The organism is bacterium, assembly GCA_009926305.1.
Classification (GTDB): Bacteria; Bdellovibrionota_C; UBA2361; order UBA2361; family RFPC01; genus RFPC01.
The window spans coordinates 32,820-49,913 of the sequence record RFPC01000009.1 but is presented as its reverse complement, the minus strand read 5'-3'; the positions used below and the strand labels follow the sequence as shown (position 1 = coordinate 49,913).

Below are 17,094 nucleotides of genomic sequence, written 5' to 3'. Positions count from 1 at the left end.
AGATGTGTATAAGAGACAGATATATGCTTTAGGAAGAATCCTTGGATTGTCTGAGCCAGCACAAGAGCAGGAGAGAGAATCCATTCGTGAGACTCTTCAGCAAATATATAAAAGCCCGAATACAATTCCTACTGAGTTTCGCTCCAGTATTACGGAAGAAAGACAGGACGAAGATAATGATAACCGTTTATTTTCGGCTGAGGATAGTGATGCACTACGGAGTGCGGCTTTGATTGCATTGACTCAGTTTCCGGATGATAAGCTCAAGCCTCCAATTTTGACGCTCTTATCGATGTATGGGCAATTAGGGGAGAGCACGCTGAAACAGGGAATGTTGTCAACGATAAACGAGAGCGTGGAACAAACCCCCGACATATTGATGAAAGCAGCCCAAATAAGAAATTTGATAGATCACGTAACTACTCTATCTCTTTCTGATGGGAAGAGTCTCTGTAAAATGTTAGCAAGGCATGAGCCCGCAGTAGTAGAGAGTCAGCTTTGTGCCCTTTTGTCGCAGTGTGGGGGACAAGAAGGGGCTAAGCTTCTAGATATTTTCGTCGAAGTGTCCCAGAATCCGATCGAAACGCAGGAATATTTAGATCATCTCTTTCTGAATCATGCTTCGCTGGATTTACGATTCTACGTCGTTTCAAAGGGAATTAGTGAAAGCGCTTTATTAAAAGGACTTGAAAGTGGAATTGAGAGAGTGCGCGAGATTGCATCCAGTGCACTTGTTGCTCAAGAGATATCTCAGCAGGGCTTGCTCGGATTAATGAGCAGATTGCGTGGTTCTTATGATCCACATACCCAGTTAGCAAGTGCAGAAGTTTTACGGCAAGTTGAAGACACCACGATCATTTCGGAACAGTTAGTTTTAGCGCTTGAGCATCGAAACGACCTCGTAGCGAAGTACTGTGCTCAAGCATTGGCTTCTTCAACTGATTTATCGGAGGCCTTCAGTGTAGTAGAAGACACACTAAGAAATCCATATAAGGAAAATAAGGCTCCCTATCTCCATTTTTTGACTGCTCTTCATCCTGAGGAAGTTTTTATTCAAACCTCTATTCTTGAAACTGTCGGAATGGTAGTAAAGGATTCTTCATGTCACCTCAACCTTCGAAAAGAAGGTATTGTTTTTATTGCAAATCATGCTCAAGAATTTGATCGAGAGCGACTGTTACAAATACTTCGAGAGCAAGTAGGTCTCTCTCTTCAGCAGTTCATTGATACTATCTTGGAGGAGCATGAGGAGAGGTAGCCACCTCATACTCTTGCCATTTTTCTTTTCGCGTAGCGAGCGGAAGAACTATCTCAAAGCGGCTGCCTCGATGTATGGCGCTTTCTACATGAACACTACCGCCGTGGACCTGCGCTATATGTTTGACGATAGCAAGCCCTAGTCCAGACCCACCCATTTGACGTGATCGAGCTCGATCGACACGATAAAAGCGCTCAAAAATTCTTGGGAGGTCTTCCTCAGCGATCCCTATTCCACTATCTGAGACGGAGAATGATACGGTTTGTCCCGCTCGGCGCGCCTCCAGTAGAATCTCACTGTCGGGACTACTGTATTTAATAGCATTACTCAGCAGGTTCATGAGAGCCTGCTCCATGAGATTAAGATTAAGACTTACAAAGAGGTCGTGATCGAAGTTTACATTCAATCGAACTTGTTTTTCGTCTAGTTTAAATAGGCATCCCTGGTAGCAACGCTCAAATAGGGTGGCTACAAGAATGTCTTCCCGTGAGAGCTCATGGTCTCGTCCCTGTCGTTCAAGCCTCGAGAGCGCAAGAAGGTCCTCAATAATAGTGGAGAGTCTATCAGCTTGTCTCGATACAATAGCAAGAAAGCGCTCAGCATCTGCTCTATTAGCGAGTGCACCATTCAGGAGTGTTTCAACGAATCCTTTAATAGAGGTAATTGGTGTCTTTAATTCGTGGGAAACATTAGCGACAAACTCTTGGTGAATGGTCTCCAGTTTTCGAATGCGACTAATATCGCGGAATACAATTACCGCACCATTGCTTAATTTCTGTTTATTGAGCAGTGGGGTTCCATGGATGAAAAGAAGCCTCTGTTGATCGTCTTCCAGTCTTATCTCGTTTTCAATCTGACCCCCTGTTTCTAAGACTATTTTTGCAATTCTATGAAAGGCGTCCTCTTGAACCACTTCTTGTAGACGTAATCCAGGAGAAATATTATCTGGAAGATTCAGCATCTTTCTCGCTGAAGCATTTATAGAGAGGAGGGTATAATCCGCATTAACCGCTATTACCGCCTCGCTCATACTTGATAGCACCGCATCTTTCTCATCTCTTGCTTCTAAGGCCGATTTTAGCTCGTCTAAAAGTGGAGAATTCAGATGGGAGTCATCAGGATCTGTTTGTTCAGCAGTTTGCTCCATCGGTTCTGAAGAAAGACTCCTTTTCTCCTTTCTCCATAACAGGAAGAACATCAAGGAAAGAAGCGTGATGATTGATGCGGTAAGAGCAGGATTCGCATCCGCCGCAAAAATGACAAAGATGAAGATAGAGAGATGCAGTATTACTCCAGTAAGCACTGGGTTGCGTAGCCGAGATTGCATCTGAGGCCTTGCCATGTGGGATCCACTCTTCGTATTTGTGAAAGTTTTTCTTTCTTCCAAAGGAAACTTACTCCTTAAGCCGATAACCTATCCCTCGCACTGTTTCGATATAATCAGAGGATGGCCCTAACTTTTTTCTGAGCCCAGCTATTTGCACATCGATTGATCGCTCTGTTACAGGATAATTATCGCCATGTAAGTTCTCAACGAGTTGTTGGCGAGTGAACACCCAGCCAGGATTCTGTGATAAAAAGTGCAGGATTCGGAATTCGGTGCCCGTGAGCATGAGTCGCTTTTCATGTAAGTGTACCTCATGCTTTCGAGCGTCAATCTTTAAGCCGTGAACGAGAACAGATTGCTCGTCAGAGTTCGATTGCGGAGTTGGTGCTGACCCTCTCCGTCGGAGAATAGCTCGAGCTCGAGCGATGAGCACTTTGGGGCTGAAGGGTTTCGTGATGTAGTCATCAGCTCCCAACTCAAGTCCAGTGACGATGTCTGTCTCTTCACCCTTTGCGCTGATGATCAAGACCGGAATAGAGGATAGAGAACTATTTCCTTTCAATGTGCGACATACATCAAGACCATTCATTCCGGGCAACATCAGATCGAGACAGACAAGCTCTGGCGGATTCGTGGCCACAAGAGTTAGGGCTTCTTCGCCAGAGTCGGTTGCGATAACCGTAAACCCTTCTTGCTCGAGGTTGTATCTGATGAGCTCTCTCAGATCATCTTCATCTTCGACCACTAAAATCTTTTCTTTTGCCATCAATCATTTCCTACTGTAGTCAGCAGACACACCAACGGTTTCCCTGGGAATCTATCACAAAACAAGAGGGAAGTTTATTTCCCCGAGGCGGTAGAGCGACCTTTCCAAAGTTTATGGGTAAATTCAACTAATTATCAGGCTTGGCAGCATGAAGGCGTCGCTTCGGGTGTTTCTTCTTCTTGTTGCTCGTTTTTAGGCTGGTGTGGTTTTGGGGCCGCCGTTTGGGAGTCCGCTCGGTTTTGTCAAAGAGTGAGAGAATTTCTCGCTTTCTATTGATAGCAAAGATCCATTTTCCATGAGCACGATAGTTGGTATCTGGTGTTTGTTGCTCAGCATAGTGGCGGGGCACATCGCGAGCATCAATCCAGATAGAGGACTCTACAATTGCAATCAGTTGTTTAAGAGCATCACCCAAAGTAAAACGAGGGGGTAATTTTTCAGTGATATCTCTGTGAAATCCGAGGCGGAGTAAGAATGTTCTCACGAATATTGGATGGATTTGGTAATGAGTTTTCTCCAGTTCAACCTCCCCGTAACCTTTGGTTTTTGAGCCGAGGTGTAAAGTTCCAGTTTTGAATCGTCGCTTATCATTTTTCAGAGCATAGAGTTCATGTACGAGGAATTCATGCAGATTTTTCCCTCGAAGGCCATAAGCCTTGGCGAGTTGCCCCTCTTTTCTTTGGACAAAGATTAAGTCTTTATAGCTCAGATACCAGGCATCTTTCTCATCACTAAGCTCTTTGGGTATGAGAACTGACTGTTTAGAACGAATCACCCTTGCTTGTTCCCAGATTTCACGAAATGCAGGGACTGCTTGCCGCAAAGACTGCTTGATTTCTCTATATTTTTTGGGAATTGCCTGGGAGCGTTGCAAGGTCAGAGCAAGCTGTTGTAGCGAAGTATTATCAAGTTTCACAGGATGTTTTCTCGATGAAACAAGCATTCTTAAACCGGCATTGCCTATCTCAGTCGTTATATCTGGGGTATTAAAAAGAATGGGATCCCGCATGTGGATAAATGAAGAAGTTTCAAGGAGCGAGCCGTTGAAGACAGGAATATCGCGGAACGTGGCTGTGCCTTTTGCCAGACATAGTTCATAGCCAAATAATAGCGCCTTCCCGTCAAGAAGATACTTCGGTACTGAACTCAGTGAATTTCGATAGTATTTTTTCAGCTTTTCAGCCGAAATCATTTTTTTTGACTCTGGCAGCAGGGGATGCCAGTCGCATAATAGCAATTCTATTTTTTCTATCACGCTCTCTTCGATAAACAGGCCCCTCGGCAGGAGTCTTAAGTGCTTAAAGCGAATTTCTTCCGAGATAATTTTTGAAGAGCTTTCAAGAAATGTCAGGATTAGGTGTTCAAAGGCATGAGATCCAGAAGCAGAAGCAGGGGAGAGAGTAGAGTCCTGTGATTCCGTGGAACCTAAAGATTCGATTTTATTCTCCTCCTGTTGTATCGCCTTCTCGCGTACCATGACTTGACGCCTCCCATAATTGCAGCTTCGGATCTCGAGCAGTTCAAGACATTTGCAGGATGCTCGTTGTAACAGGGCATTCTGAAGCGCGAATCTGGTCAGAAGTATACCAAACATCCAATACGGGCTGAAGTATGTTCTGGCTGGCAAAGAAAATAGTGGTTACTGTCTTCAGCATGTTTCTAATCCTGACTTATGCTCTTTCTCTCCGTGAGATGGTATGGGACGCTAGAGCATGGTAGCAGCAAGAGAGTGAGGGCCCACGAGTATGATGAGCAGTGTGAAGGCGAAGCGAATTTTATATGCGTGTCTTGTTTGGGGACTGGTGGCAGTAGCGGGATGTGCCTATGTCGATGTCAAGGCGCCGCTTGATAAAGATGTGAATAGAACTGAGCTCGGCTCAAAAGTCGGAACCTCTTCATCCCAGTCAGTTTTATGGTTATTTGCATGGGGGGATGCTGGGACGGATGCTGCTGCGAGGAATGGAGGTATTACGACCATCATGCATCTTGATGTGGCTTATCGTTCGTATCTCTTTGGACTCTATTCCGAACGCAAGACAATCGCCTACGGTGATTAATCGGTAAGTGATGCATATTATGCTCTTCTCCATCCGGACGATAATACTCATAGTCGCTGTTTTGTTTTTTTCAGGATGTTTTCGAGGATTTCTCTATACAAATACGGTAGAGCCCTACTGCACAAATATGCAAAGCACGCCGATAGGGGAACGACGTAGTGATTCAGGGATAGTCACTGTATCTATTCCTCGCTTGCCTGGTGCCCGAACTATATGGAATAGCAATGCGATTGGGGATGCAGTAAAGCAGGCGGATTTAGAGGAAGTCTTTTATTGCGATCGAGAACGCTTCTCAATTTTAGGTGGTATATATGGCAGTGATTCACTTGTTGTCTATGGTCGTTGAGATTATAGGTTGAGGAGAGATGTTAAGTATTAGAAGATTCTTGGGCTGAACAGAAAGGATGAAATCATGGCAAGAGAAAAGGTAGCAGTTGCATTGGTTACCCAATCGAATGGGATGCAAGAGCGAATCATTCTTTGTGATCAGGATGAGATTCGTCTTGGGCGAGATAAAGGGAATGAATTCGTCATCTCAGAGCCTGGAGTATCGCGGGTTCATGCTTCCTTGAGTGCCTCAAGAAGTGGTGTTGTGATTACGGATTTTGAGAGTCTGAATGGGACTTTTGTTAATGGTGTACGCATACACGGGATGCGTGATGTGAGTTCTTCTGAAGAAATTCAAATAGGGAAAGTTCGAATAGTAATTGAACTTGCATCGGACTATGAACCTGAGGAAATTCGTTCCACTCGTGCAAGAGCCATGACAGCTCAAATGAGACCCATAGCAGTATCTGTCCTCGTATTTGAAATATCAGTGAACGATAAGCATGAGGGAGATTCTGAGAGAGAGACCACGCTAAAGGATACTATTGAAGAATTTGACGGAATAATCGATCGTCAGATCGGAGAGAAGACTGTGGCGCTTTGGATGGGTGGAGATGGCAAAAATCAGTCCCTTCGAGCAATCAGGGCATTTCAGCGTATCTATGAGAAGCTCGAGGTGAAATCGGGCAGAGACCTCGTGCTTCGAGGAGTGATTTCATCAGGGACAGGTCTTCAGGCGACCACTGGAGCGAACGCATCTGGCGGTGAAATGAATTTAATTGGCGACCCGCTGAACATAGCGTTTGCATTATTTGGCTGTCTCGATATGGCTGGCGAGACCCTCTTATTTGATGGAAGAACAGCGGAGCAAATTCAAGACTCCGTATCAGTATGTTCGGTGGAGGGGGTTAGCACCGATACAGAGCAATTATTTCGCCTTGCTGACTTTTAATCTGTATCATCTGAGTCCATCTTAATTTTCTTTCGCCCCGACTTTTTATCAGATTGCACACGCTTCTCCGCTAATATCTTTTCCTTTGCTCGTTTAGAGCGTTTTCGTTTTTGTCTTCGAATCTTCTCTCTTTCCCTTTCTTTTTTACTCTTCTCGCCTTCACTCTGTTCTTCAAATTTTTCGCAGAGCATTCTTCTTGCCAAAAAGCGGTTCATTGCAAGGGATCGCGAGGTTTGGCAGCGCACCTCAATTCCAGACGGAGCATGATAAAGGCGAGCACAATTGGAAGTTTTATTAATTTTTTGCCCTCCGCTGCCACTCCCACGGATAAATGATTCGTCTATGTCATCCTCGAATATTCCGAGTTTGAGCATACGCTCAAGTAGCTCGCGTTCTTTCTCTAATGTGACCGGATATTTTCTCATGATACAGATAGCCGAGATGATATGCGATTAAATTATCGGCATGGAGACCAGTGTAATTCTCGTTTTCAGAGAGCGAAAGTGCTCAGTAGGAGGTTTTCTATCGGATAAAGAGAGACTTCTTTCACCGTCAGAGCGTTCTTCAGGCGTTCGTCTCTATTCTCTTACTTCAGAGTCTTACGAGAGAGCAGTCTTACCCGAGTAGTGTCCTGCTCGTGTACTGTCTTGCTAATGTACTGTCCTGCTAATGTACTGTCCCGCTAATGTACTGTCAGATCATCTAAATGTATCAAGGAAAATTCTGGTATGTTGACGTCAAAGAAAACACCGAATTCGTCAACGAATGTGAATGTTCCATCCATCGCACCAATTGGATCGTGGATCAACGTGCCACTTTCATACTCAAAAGCTTCACCTGGTTGAAGGATCGGCTGTTCTCCAACTACCCCCTCGCCTTTGACATCAGCAATCTGGCGTCCACCAGAAAAGACTCTCCAGTGACGATTCAAAAGCTGAGCGGTTACTTTTCCTTCATTGACGATTCGGATTGTGTAAGAGAATGCAAAGAGTGCTTTTGTTGTCTCACTCTGGTCCGGTAAAAAGTCTGTGCTGACAGAGATGATGATTTCAGGTGCCAATGAGTCATCATCTTCTCCGATATGCTCATCGTAATTGTCTTCTTCATAGCTCTCATCATCACGGAGAGCCTGCCCTTTGATATCCTGTTTCTGTTGGATGGCATCCTCCTGCTCTCGCTTCTCGACGCCTGTTTTCTCCGTTCTTACATCTTTCATGGCTTAGCCTTGCCTTTGTTTGTAGATCAGGTACGTTACATACCATAACACTGAACCATCATGTATAGAAAGGAGGTACTGTGGGTAGAGGTGATCTGAGATCGAAAAAGGGAAAAACGAAGCGCGGCAGTTATGGTAAATCTCGTCCAAAGCCGGCAAAGGTCAGAGCAGAGAAAGCAAAAAAAGCTTCTGAATAACAAGTGAGCAGTGTTCTCCTCATACTGTTCATCTTTTGAGTAAGAGGGATAGTGCTCTTTGTGCACCAGGTGGGTTACTCACCCAGCCTATATCTGAACTCCGATGTGGAGTTCGCTCGTCCTCTGTTTGAAATTGAGAGCATGTATTTCTATTAGGATTCCCTGTTAGTAGAAGCTGATACGCCAGAGGTCATCTTGGTCGAGATGTTTTAGGCACTCAGCGATGCTCGCTCGAATGATTCGAAATGAAAGTTTTGGATCAGCATCTACCTTTCGTTTTTCTTTATCTATTTCTAAGTAAAGAACCCCCTTTATTTCCTTATCATCCATTCCACCTCGAACTTGGATTACCGACTCTCCGGTTACTCCTCTAACTTCCCTTATGAACGGGCCTTTTTGGGGGATTGTCTCGAAGATTCCCATTCGGGGATTTTTGATAAGTTTGCTGTACTCTGGAAGGGAGACTTCACCAAAACGTAAAGCGGGCCTCACCGTCCCGTCGATTTCGATAAAAAGACATCCTCGTGAGATTCCAGTTTCGGGAATCCCTTTTTCGAGAAGGGCTTTGATTGCATACAGAGCCGTTTCAGACCTTTCGAGTTCTCGGTGAACTTCAATGAAGGCACGCTGAACATGTTCTGGACATCGTGCCAGATGTGGATTCGATGGCGGAATAAAGCTCTTAGCTGTCTCTCTATCTGAGCGATCGTGCTCTGCCAGCTTTAAGTCCCCAAAGTCCGTTGCTTCGGATTCGAAATCGTCAAATATTGCTATCTCTTCCTGAAGTGAATCAAAAAAATCGCTCGGAAAATGGGAAGCGATCAGTTTGTATTTAGAATCCCAAAGTGCTTCAGCATCTGGAAAGGAGGCATAGTAGTATGCTCGAGAGAACAGCTCTGCAATTTGACAAACGTCATTCATCCGAGGGGCATATGCCTCACGTTCCTCTGGAGTGTCGTAGTCGTGATCCTTTCTAATAATCAAAGCCTGTTTCACTTCGCGATTCAGTTCGTACTGGCGCGCGAATCGCGCTGCTATTTGATGATGAGGCATCTGAAAATAAGTCGTTATCTCTTGGTCAAAGTCGACTCCGTTGTTACGGTGACGGGCAAGCGCTTGAGAAAAAAGCTTTGCATAGTTCCAACAGAGGAGATAAAGACCGAACTGGCGAAAGAGAGTCCCTGTATAGGCAATAGATGGAGATAAGCCAAGGTGTTGGGCAATCCGATGAGCAGCCTTTGAGGAGCTCATACAGAGTTTCCACATAAGGCTTTGACTTTGTGAGGTTTCGCCAAATCGATGAATTGAGGCACTGCCAGGCTTAAACAGGAATACTTCTTCAAGTTGGGCTTGCTCAAGTTGTGAGAGAAGAAGAAGCGGTTCAAAACCACTTTGCTCAATACTTGAAAAAGGACGGAGCCTCTTTACGATAGTGAAGAAAAGGCCAGGATCTTTTTGTACATCCTCAATGAGAACCCCTGGATGGTTCGAGTAATGACCGTTTGAAATATTAAGTTGGATGCCTTTGAGAAGTGTGGGATGAACAGGAACCCAGCCATGCTCGAGATGAGCGAGTACGCCCTTTGCAAAGGGTTTCAGCTTGCCAGGGTTAGAGAGGCGTATCTTTTTGACTCTCGTTCTGGTGCTTCTCCGAATGGGCATATGAAGTCCTATAATTTTAGCGTTCTCTAAATAAAGGTCGGCATTTTAAGGGAAAAGATGAAGCTGGATTCACAGAGCAAGAGCTGCGAAAGGCTCTTTACGCTATTTGTACCAGAACCGTTACAAATAGCGTTGTAGAACAGTTAGTCTAGAACGCAGTTTCTAGCTGAATTTATTACTATTTTTATGTCGAGTTCCAAGATAGAGGGTGTTTTGATTGCTTAAGGATCGGCTCTGCATCTTACTGGTAGATAGAAAGAACGAACATCTTTCCATTGTCAGAGAGGTAGTTATGACCATTGATTATAGTGACAAAACAGGACAAAAAACAAACACAGCGGCAGAAAACAGAGAAGCAAAAAACACAGCAGCAGACCTCTCTTCGGCCTCCTTTCCAGGAACCGACTTTTCAGGAACCGACCTGCAACAATATCGTGATGATACCGTACTTGCCAGTGATGGCGTGGTTATAAAGAACACTGTACCAGAAGAAGCTGTATCAGAGGATCTTTCTGGCGCACTCTCAGCGGATTCCGTCTCTACTACAGTTATTTATCATCGAGATGGTTCAATGACATTACAAGCTGGGAGCGAACCAAACCAGTTTGGAAATAAAGAAAAAGATAGAGTTGTTGGAGAAGCTGGCGATTCGCCTGGACCATCTGGTCCCCACTCGTATTCTGGACCATTAGGCATAGAAGGTGACAACCTCGCTGGTAGAGATGCTGGTAGATCTGAAGAATTCACCATAACAGTGAGAAACTAGAGCGGATTAGGTCAGATCAGAAGCGGTTTGCCATAGACTAAAATTTTTCTTTTCAGGAAGCGGCGATCGATTCAGTGAGAAAGCATCGAGAGTTCGCTTCCCCAAGTGTACATTAATTTTATAAGCGATTATTTCTCTCCGAATCTGTTGCCCCATAGGTGTTCCCACCCCTATGATTAAAAGAGCATGGGGTATCAACGAGCAGCAAGAAAGAAGAGCGTGCCTTCTTACTGGGAGAGGGCGTGTAGAGAATTACGGCGTGAAGATCCGATACTCGCAGACCTGATTACTGCGTACCCTGATGTAACCCTACGCTCGAAGGGAACTGCTTTTCAAACCCTTCTTCGAGCAATCATCGGGCAGCAAATCTCGGTGAAAGCAGCAGCTGCTGTGTGGAAACGGTTTGAATCTGCTCTGGCAAGGAGTATCACTCCGTCAACAGTACTTTCTATTGACCAGCAAACATTACGAGATAGTGGACTTTCTCGACAGAAGATCGGCTACATAAAGGATTTAGCAGAGCACTTTGATAGTGGACTGCTACGACCTCAAACGTTTCGTTCGCTTGATGATCAGGAACTTATTCAGAATCTCACTGCTGTAAAGGGAATTGGGCAGTGGACAGCAGAGATGTTTCTTATTTTTCAACTTCAAAGGCCTGATATATTCCCGGTGCAAGATATCGGATTATTACGTGCAATAGAGCGACACTATCTGCCAGATCAATCACGCATTATGCCCTCCGATGCCCTTGAATATGGCGAACGGTGGCGTCCTTGGCGAACGGTAGCGACATGGTATCTGTGGCGAAGTTTAGATCCATTTCCGGTGGAGTATTAGCTATCAATCAAGAGTCCTATCAAGGCTCTTTTGAATTTTACTCTGAACGAAAGTCTTACGTGTATCAGTAAGTAGAGTTATCGGAAGAGAAGTGCCTTCCAGCATCGAGGAGAGCATCATAACATAGAGTGAGTTCGTTCGGAGTGATGCAATAAGGTGGCATTAAGTAGAGTACATTGCCGAGAGGACGGATAAGGAGTCCCCTTTCGAGAAAAAACGAGTAGAGGCGGTCTCGTAGAGGATTTTGATAGTTTGTCGCCTGAGCCGTTTCGATATCGAGCGCAAAGATGGTTCCTTGCGAACGGACTCCCCCAATCCCTGGAGCATTCCTGAAAGACTCAATCGCTTGCTGATGACTCTTCATAATACTCGCTCTCTGTTGGGTGCAGTGAGAGGATTGTAGAAGTTTTATGCTCGCTATCCCAGCAGCGCATGCCAATGGATTTCCCGCATATGAATGTCCATGAAAAAAGAATGTTTGACGGTCTGGATGTTCAAATGATTCATAAATCTCCTGGGTACAACTTGTAGCTCCAAGGGGTAGGAAGCCTCCTGTAATCCCCTTTGAGAGGCACATAATGTCAGGCTGAATTTCAAGCAATGAGCTAGCAAATAGAGCCTCAGTTCGCCCGAAGCCAGTCATGACTTCATCAGCAACGCATATGACTCCATAGCGCTTTGCAATGGAAAGCAAAGTATTGAGTTCTTCAGCTCGATAGATATTCATTCCGCCTGCTCCTTGGACGAGAGGCTCATAAATAAATGCTAAGACTGAGCCATCTTTGCAGTATGCTTCCAGTGCATGACAGAGCTGCGAGCAGTTCTCAACGGTTGGTATGGGGAGATGTTTAACGTCGAAGAGATAATCAAAAAACGGAGCGGTAAAGGCTCCGCGTCCGCTTACTGACATCGCACCAAAGGTATCCCCATGGTAGCCGCCTTCAAGAGCAATTATTGTTTTTCGCTTTGATTCACCCTTAGTCCGTATGAGATCAGCTTGAATAGCCATTTTTAGAGCAACTTCAACAGCAGTTGAGCCGTTATCCGAGAAAAAGATCTTCTTTTGGTTTGGTGGAAGAGCTTCAAGCACTAACTCAGAGAGCTCAATGGCTGGCTCATGCGTAAAACCGGCAAAAATACAGTGCTCTAGCTTGTTAGCCTGCTCAGCAATGGCTTCCGCAATATACCGATTACTGTGACCATGTAGGTTCACCCACCAGGAGCTAACGGCATCAAGCAGATGTCTTCCATCCTCTGTGACAAGCCATGTACCCTCACCACGTTTGATCGCCATCCGAGCAGGCTCTAAAGAATGGTGGGAAAAGGGATGCCAGAGAACATCTTCATCTCGTTGAATCAGAGACCTGCGGAGGTGCATTTCAATGGGCTCTCGCTTCACGTTAGAGAACCTCTTTCAGAAGCCGTGCATACTGAGAAACAAGACTCGGCGAAAATCCATCTTCCCAGCTTACCCGCCCCAACATTTTTGCTCTTCCCATCCCAACGATGACCGTCTCACTTTCTGGCTCAGGATCTCCGACGAATATCACCCCGAGAATCGGAATTTGCCTGTCTTTCAGCGCTTCGATCGTAAGGAGTGTGTGATTGATAGAACCCAGATAGTGGCGTGATACAATCAGAGCTGGTGACTTGAGGTGAACCGCAAGGTCTCGCATCGTCTTCTTTCTATTAATGGGACTGAGAATACCACCAGCACTTTCGATAATCAGCTGTCTGGAGGTCTCAGGCGCTACAATAGATTCAATCTTAATTTCTATTCCTTCTCGTTCGGCCGCCGCGTGTGGAGAAATTGGCTCTTGGAGGAGGTATGCCTCGGGATGGATTTTTGATTTATCGTTGCTCACCAGTCGAGAGACAATATTCGAATCCGAGTGCTCAAGGTCTCCGGCCTGTATTGGCTTCCAATAATCAGCTTGAAAGGCTTCGGTAAGAATCGCGCTTACAATAGTCTTTCCAACCCCGGTATTGTTTCCGACGATATAGATCCGCTTTTGATCTGCAATTTTCATGCGCTTCCTTCTGCTATTATATCTGTACTCATTGCAATGTTGTCCACCAGTTGTAATAGAGTACGCACTTCCGCGGGAGAATTAAAGGCGTGAAGTGATATTCGAATACGTTCACTCCCTCTTGAGACAGTTGGTGAGTAGATGGGAACTACATTCATTTTGTGAGCGAGTAGGATAGAGCTGAGCTTGTGGATGAGAGCTGTCGCTTCAGCTCTTGGTTGGGTCGGTTGTAGTATCTGAATGGGAGTAGCATTGTTTGAAATAGTAATGAGGTCGTTCGACGGATGTGTGTTCCATTCGTCAATCAGGCGTTTCATCTTGGCTCTCTCGGTGCGCGCCCTTTGAACAATCCTGTAAGAGCACTCAGCTGCGATAAGCATAAGATGAGATATGCCAGTTGAATAAATAAACGGTCTAGAGAAGTTAATAAGAAATTCCTTTGTTTGTTGTTCCGCAATAATGACGGCTCCTTGAGAGCCATGCGCTTTTCCCCAACCACAGACTCGAGCAAATACTCGGTCACTAAGTCCTAGGGACTGAACAAGTCCTTCTCCTGAAGCTCCGTAAAGCCCAACAGCGTGAGCCTCATCGACAATAAGCTTTGCTCCATACCGTTCGATAAGTTCAACCATGTCAACTAAAGGTGCTCTATCTCCTTCCATCGAATATACAGCTTCAGCGAAAACAATTACCTCTTTTTTTTGACGTTGTAGGAGATTTTCTAGGTGATCCAAGTCATTATGTTGAAAGTGATGTGATTTTGCGCGACTGAGCCGAAATCCATCTCTCATGGATGCATGAATCTGTTCGTCATACAGAAAGACTAAATCGTTAAGAGTACCCAGAGCGGAAATCAATCCGAGGTTTGCGTTGTAGCCAGAGGTGAAAATAAGCGCGGCTTCGCCTCCGTAGAAAGTAGAGAGCCATTCTTCAAATGCTTGGACGTGCTGATTGTTTCCAGCGATAAGCCTCGAACTGCCGGCGCCAGCCAACCGACTACTTGTTGGACAGGCAGTGGTAATTGCCTCTTGAATGGAGCGTTCAAGATCACCTGAGCGTATGAGCCCAAGGTAGTCATTTGAGCAAAAGTCCACATGGTGCGAAGGAAGTATTCTCAACTTCCGAAGTTCGTTTCTTGACTCTCGGTTTTCCAGTTCTTTCGAGAGGAGCTTAGCAATCATGACTTGGGGTGCAGTCCGGCTCTTTTGCAGTGAGACCCAGATGATTCAAAAAATTCATATCTTCATCAAAGTCAGGATTCGGAGTGGTGAGGAGTTTTTCACCAGCAAATATAGAATTCGCTCCAGCAAGAAACGCTAGGGATTGCGCTTCAGCAGAGAGCGAAAGTCTTCCTGCTGCTAGCCTCACCATCGCCTGCGGCATAGTAATTCGCGCTACAGCGATAGTTCTGATGAAGTCCCAGACGCTAACATCAGGGTTCCCCGCAAACGGCGTGCCTTCTATCTTTACGAGAGTATTGACCGGTACTGATTCAGGGTGGGTCGGGAGAGTCGCGAGGGTATGAAGCATTCCCACTCGATCCTGATTACTCTCTCCAAGACCTAGGATGCCACCACAACATACGGTCAATCCTGCGCTTCGCGCAGCTTCCAGCGTATTGAGGCGGTCTTCAATCGTTCTTGTAGAACAAACAGAACCATAATTCTCAGGCGAGGTATCAATGTTGTGGTTATATGCATGGAGACCAGCAGCTTTGAGTTTAACAGCTTGCTCTTCGGTGAGCATTCCAAGTGTACAACAAACTTCAAGATCCATATCGTGGACAACGCGAACCATTTCAAGCACCCGATCAAAAGCTCTGTTATCCCGCACTTCTCGCCAAGCAGCACCCATGCAAAATCGAGTTGCTCCAGCTTTTTTTGCTCGAGTAGCTGCCTCGATGACTTCATCTACTTCAAGGAGTGGCTGAACCTCAACAGCAGTCTCATGGTGCACCGACTGAGAGCAGTATCCACAATCTTCAGGGCAGCCCCCGGTCTTAATAGAGAGTAGGGAGCAGACCTGAACCTCGCCAGGATTATGAAACTGTCTGTGAATGGAAGCAGCTTGGTATACGAGTTCTAGAAATGGAGTATCATATAGTGCTTGAATTTCATCGCGAGTCCAATCATGCCGAATAAGCTCTTTGCTCTGTTCGCCATTCGCACTCATGCAATTGTTATCTCGTTCTCCTGTTCCTGATTGAATGCTCATAAATGCTCTCCTGAGAATACGCGATGTCTATTACCCCATCACTACCTGCCTCGTAACGTCAATACTTCGAGATCATGATAGAGGTATTGAACCCTCCGAATCCGCTTGAATTTATCATTATATTCCTGATCCTCCCAGACTTAGCCATAATTCTCTTATTATGTGGTGAATCATAGGGCAAAATAGGGAGCTCTTCGCTTCTTAGGAGTTCAAGTCCAAGGAGTAGCGAGAGTGAACCCGAGGCTCCGAGCGTATGACCAAGCAGCCATTTGGGGGAATAAATTGCAGGTAGAGTCTCTTGATGAAACGTTTTCTCAATAGCGTTTACTTCCGCAGTATCGCCCGTGATAGTCCCAGGTGCGTGACACAGAATAACGTCTGGAATAATTCCCCCGCTCATATTCATCGCTTCTTTCATCGACTGCTGCAGTCCTTGACCCTCGAGAGTGATACCAGTGGGGGAGGGCGTAGTTTCAATAGCAGTTGCAAATCCACTGATAATCGCCAGAGGTTGAGTACTAAAATGTGGCTGATCGTTTTTTGCTAAGAGGAATGAAGCAGCGCCTTCTCCGAGCATCATGCCACTGTTTTCTGGGTAATTTGTGCTCAGCGGCATGCATGGAAAGGGTTGATTCCAATTGGAAGTAAGCACATTAGCAGCCCGTAAAGCAGCGTGAGTAAAGGGGGTCAAAGGGGCTTCTGTTCCCACTGCGATACAAACATCCACTTGACCAGAGTTCAAAAGAGCAGCTCCCTGAATGATGGCAGCTAGACCAGAAGTACACGTTGCAGAGAGTCCGAAAGATTTCATCGGTACGATATTCTCTCCACTAATGCATGAGACCAGCGCTCCAAGTGTCGTTGTTGGAGAAGTAAGCGCAGATACTCTTCCGTTGGAGAGGAAGTTCTTCATTGCTGATTCCAAGCTGGAGGTCGGGCCACGTGAGCTGCCCACCAACAGAGAGATGTTAGGAATATGCTGAAGTGAATCATGGAAGTTTCTTATGGTTTTATGGGTAGCGAATGCTCCGAGTTGTGCAACCCGGTCCGCCCGTAAGCGGAGTTTCGAATGACTTGCCCATTCTTGCATCTCACTATTGAGTGATTCATTTACCTGTGCAGCTTTGTAGACCACTCCTTGCTCTTCAATAAGCTCACTGAGTTGTGGTTTTCCGCTTTGAAGATGATGCAGTAAATTACCATCTGGGGAGTGCCCAGCAGATACGCCTTCAGCTGAATAGATTGCGATGAGGTCCTTTTTCATGATCCTCCAACGTGTAGCACGATTGGCAGGACTTTCGAATACCACCTCCTTCTTTGTTGGTTCTTGGGGTTCGGAGGCGGATGAGGTGCCATTTTATCGCAGAAGAGCCGAAAAAGATAATTATCATGCCCGTGATTTCAGCTATTTAGGCCAAGCCTATTTCTTTCTCTTTCAGTGTCAGGTAATTCTCTACCACCTAAATTGAGAATCACGGAGGC

19 protein-coding genes are annotated in these 17,094 nt (G+C 45.6%); 8 read left to right on the top strand and 11 right to left on the bottom strand.

What is annotated here, in order from left to right:
* Positions 1 to 4: 4 nt before the first annotated feature.
* Entirely contained in the window at positions 5 to 1,258 is a 1,254-nt protein-coding gene (locus EBR25_03120) for a hypothetical protein (GenBank protein ID NBW39975.1), read from the top strand.
* Here the strand turns inward: EBR25_03120 and EBR25_03115 are convergent.
* The 3 genes from EBR25_03115 to EBR25_03105 all read right to left on the bottom strand — a co-directional run bounded on the left by EBR25_03115 (position 1,230) and on the right by EBR25_03105 (position 4,828).
* Positions 1,230 to 2,600, bottom strand: a complete 1,371-nt coding sequence (locus EBR25_03115) for a hypothetical protein (protein NBW39974.1) — start codon at positions 2,598 to 2,600, stop codon at positions 1,230 to 1,232. The genes EBR25_03120 and EBR25_03115 overlap by 29 nt on opposite strands.
* Positions 2,601 to 2,652: 52 nt before the next feature.
* A complete protein-coding gene (locus EBR25_03110; GenBank protein ID NBW39973.1) occupies positions 2,653 to 3,351 on the bottom strand; it encodes a response regulator in 699 nt (232 codons plus the stop codon).
* Positions 3,352 to 3,478: 127 nt separating this feature from the next.
* Positions 3,479 to 4,828: a hypothetical protein gene (locus tag EBR25_03105; GenBank protein ID NBW39972.1), complete on the bottom strand. Its 1,350-nt coding sequence runs from the start codon at positions 4,826 to 4,828 to the stop codon at positions 3,479 to 3,481.
* Between the two features lie 268 nt (positions 4,829 to 5,096).
* Here EBR25_03105 and EBR25_03100 point away from each other — a divergent pair, with 268 nt between their 5' ends.
* From EBR25_03100 to EBR25_03090, 3 genes are all read left to right on the top strand, one after another.
* Complete coding sequence (locus EBR25_03100; GenBank protein NBW39971.1) at positions 5,097 to 5,408, top strand: hypothetical protein; 312 nt, start codon at positions 5,097 to 5,099, stop codon at positions 5,406 to 5,408.
* Positions 5,409 to 5,427: 19 nt separating this feature from the next.
* Positions 5,428 to 5,754, top strand: coding sequence for a hypothetical protein (locus EBR25_03095; protein NBW39970.1), 327 nt, complete (start codon positions 5,428 to 5,430; stop codon positions 5,752 to 5,754).
* A 66-nt stretch (positions 5,755 to 5,820) separates the two neighbouring features.
* Positions 5,821 to 6,687 (top strand): FHA domain-containing protein, encoded by an 867-nt coding sequence (locus tag EBR25_03090; protein NBW39969.1) that lies wholly within the window; start codon positions 5,821 to 5,823, stop codon positions 6,685 to 6,687.
* On the opposite strand, the gene EBR25_03085 is transcribed toward EBR25_03090, so the two are convergent.
* Both EBR25_03085 and apaG read right to left on the bottom strand, forming a co-directional pair.
* Positions 6,684 to 7,112 (bottom strand): peptide chain release factor-like protein, encoded by a 429-nt coding sequence (locus tag EBR25_03085; protein NBW39968.1) that lies wholly within the window; start codon positions 7,110 to 7,112, stop codon positions 6,684 to 6,686. The two genes, EBR25_03090 and EBR25_03085, sit on opposite strands and share 4 nt — an antisense overlap.
* A gap of 257 nt (positions 7,113 to 7,369) precedes the next feature.
* Positions 7,370 to 7,903, bottom strand: a complete 534-nt coding sequence (apaG, locus tag EBR25_03080) for a Co2+/Mg2+ efflux protein ApaG (GenBank protein ID NBW39967.1) — start codon at positions 7,901 to 7,903, stop codon at positions 7,370 to 7,372.
* Positions 7,904 to 7,983: 80 nt separating this feature from the next.
* Between apaG and EBR25_03075 the strand changes: the two genes are divergently transcribed.
* Positions 7,984 to 8,100: a 30S ribosomal protein THX gene (locus EBR25_03075; GenBank protein ID NBW39966.1), complete on the top strand. Its 117-nt coding sequence runs from the start codon at positions 7,984 to 7,986 to the stop codon at positions 8,098 to 8,100.
* Between the two features lie 165 nt (positions 8,101 to 8,265).
* On the opposite strand, the gene EBR25_03070 is transcribed toward EBR25_03075, so the two are convergent.
* Positions 8,266 to 9,762: an HDOD domain-containing protein gene (locus tag EBR25_03070; protein ID NBW39965.1), complete on the bottom strand. Its 1,497-nt coding sequence runs from the start codon at positions 9,760 to 9,762 to the stop codon at positions 8,266 to 8,268.
* 217 nt (positions 9,763 to 9,979) lie between these two features.
* Between EBR25_03070 and EBR25_03065 the strand changes: the two genes are divergently transcribed.
* Positions 9,980 to 10,528: a hypothetical protein gene (locus EBR25_03065; protein ID NBW39964.1), complete on the top strand. Its 549-nt coding sequence runs from the start codon at positions 9,980 to 9,982 to the stop codon at positions 10,526 to 10,528.
* A 186-nt stretch (positions 10,529 to 10,714) separates the two neighbouring features.
* The gene (locus EBR25_03060) at positions 10,715 to 11,368 is read left to right on the top strand and encodes a DNA-3-methyladenine glycosylase 2 family protein (protein NBW39963.1); all 654 of its coding nucleotides are present in this window, start codon (positions 10,715 to 10,717) and stop codon (positions 11,366 to 11,368) included.
* 64 nt (positions 11,369 to 11,432) lie between these two features.
* On the opposite strand, the gene bioA is transcribed toward EBR25_03060, so the two are convergent.
* The 5 genes from bioA to EBR25_03035 form a co-directional block, all read right to left on the bottom strand.
* Positions 11,433 to 12,746 (bottom strand): adenosylmethionine--8-amino-7-oxononanoate transaminase, encoded by a 1,314-nt coding sequence (bioA, locus tag EBR25_03055; GenBank protein NBW39962.1) that lies wholly within the window; start codon positions 12,744 to 12,746, stop codon positions 11,433 to 11,435.
* 22 nt (positions 12,747 to 12,768) lie between these two features.
* Positions 12,769 to 13,398: a dethiobiotin synthase gene (gene bioD / locus EBR25_03050; protein NBW39961.1), complete on the bottom strand. Its 630-nt coding sequence runs from the start codon at positions 13,396 to 13,398 to the stop codon at positions 12,769 to 12,771.
* Complete coding sequence (locus EBR25_03045; GenBank protein NBW39960.1) at positions 13,395 to 14,579, bottom strand: pyridoxal phosphate-dependent aminotransferase family protein; 1,185 nt, start codon at positions 14,577 to 14,579, stop codon at positions 13,395 to 13,397. The genes bioD and EBR25_03045 overlap by 4 nt, the downstream gene beginning before the upstream one ends.
* Positions 14,569 to 15,570, bottom strand: a complete 1,002-nt coding sequence (gene bioB / locus EBR25_03040; protein ID NBW39959.1) for a biotin synthase BioB — start codon at positions 15,568 to 15,570, stop codon at positions 14,569 to 14,571. Before bioB ends, EBR25_03045 begins: the two co-directional genes overlap by 11 nt.
* Before the next feature lie 100 nt (positions 15,571 to 15,670).
* A complete protein-coding gene (locus EBR25_03035; protein NBW39958.1) occupies positions 15,671 to 16,876 on the bottom strand; it encodes a hypothetical protein in 1,206 nt (401 codons plus the stop codon).
* On the opposite strand from EBR25_03035, the gene EBR25_03030 reads away from it, so the two are divergent.
* Complete coding sequence (locus EBR25_03030; GenBank protein NBW39957.1) at positions 16,875 to 17,081, top strand: hypothetical protein; 207 nt, start codon at positions 16,875 to 16,877, stop codon at positions 17,079 to 17,081. The genes EBR25_03035 and EBR25_03030 overlap by 2 nt on opposite strands.
* Positions 17,082 to 17,094 lie beyond the last annotated feature (13 nt).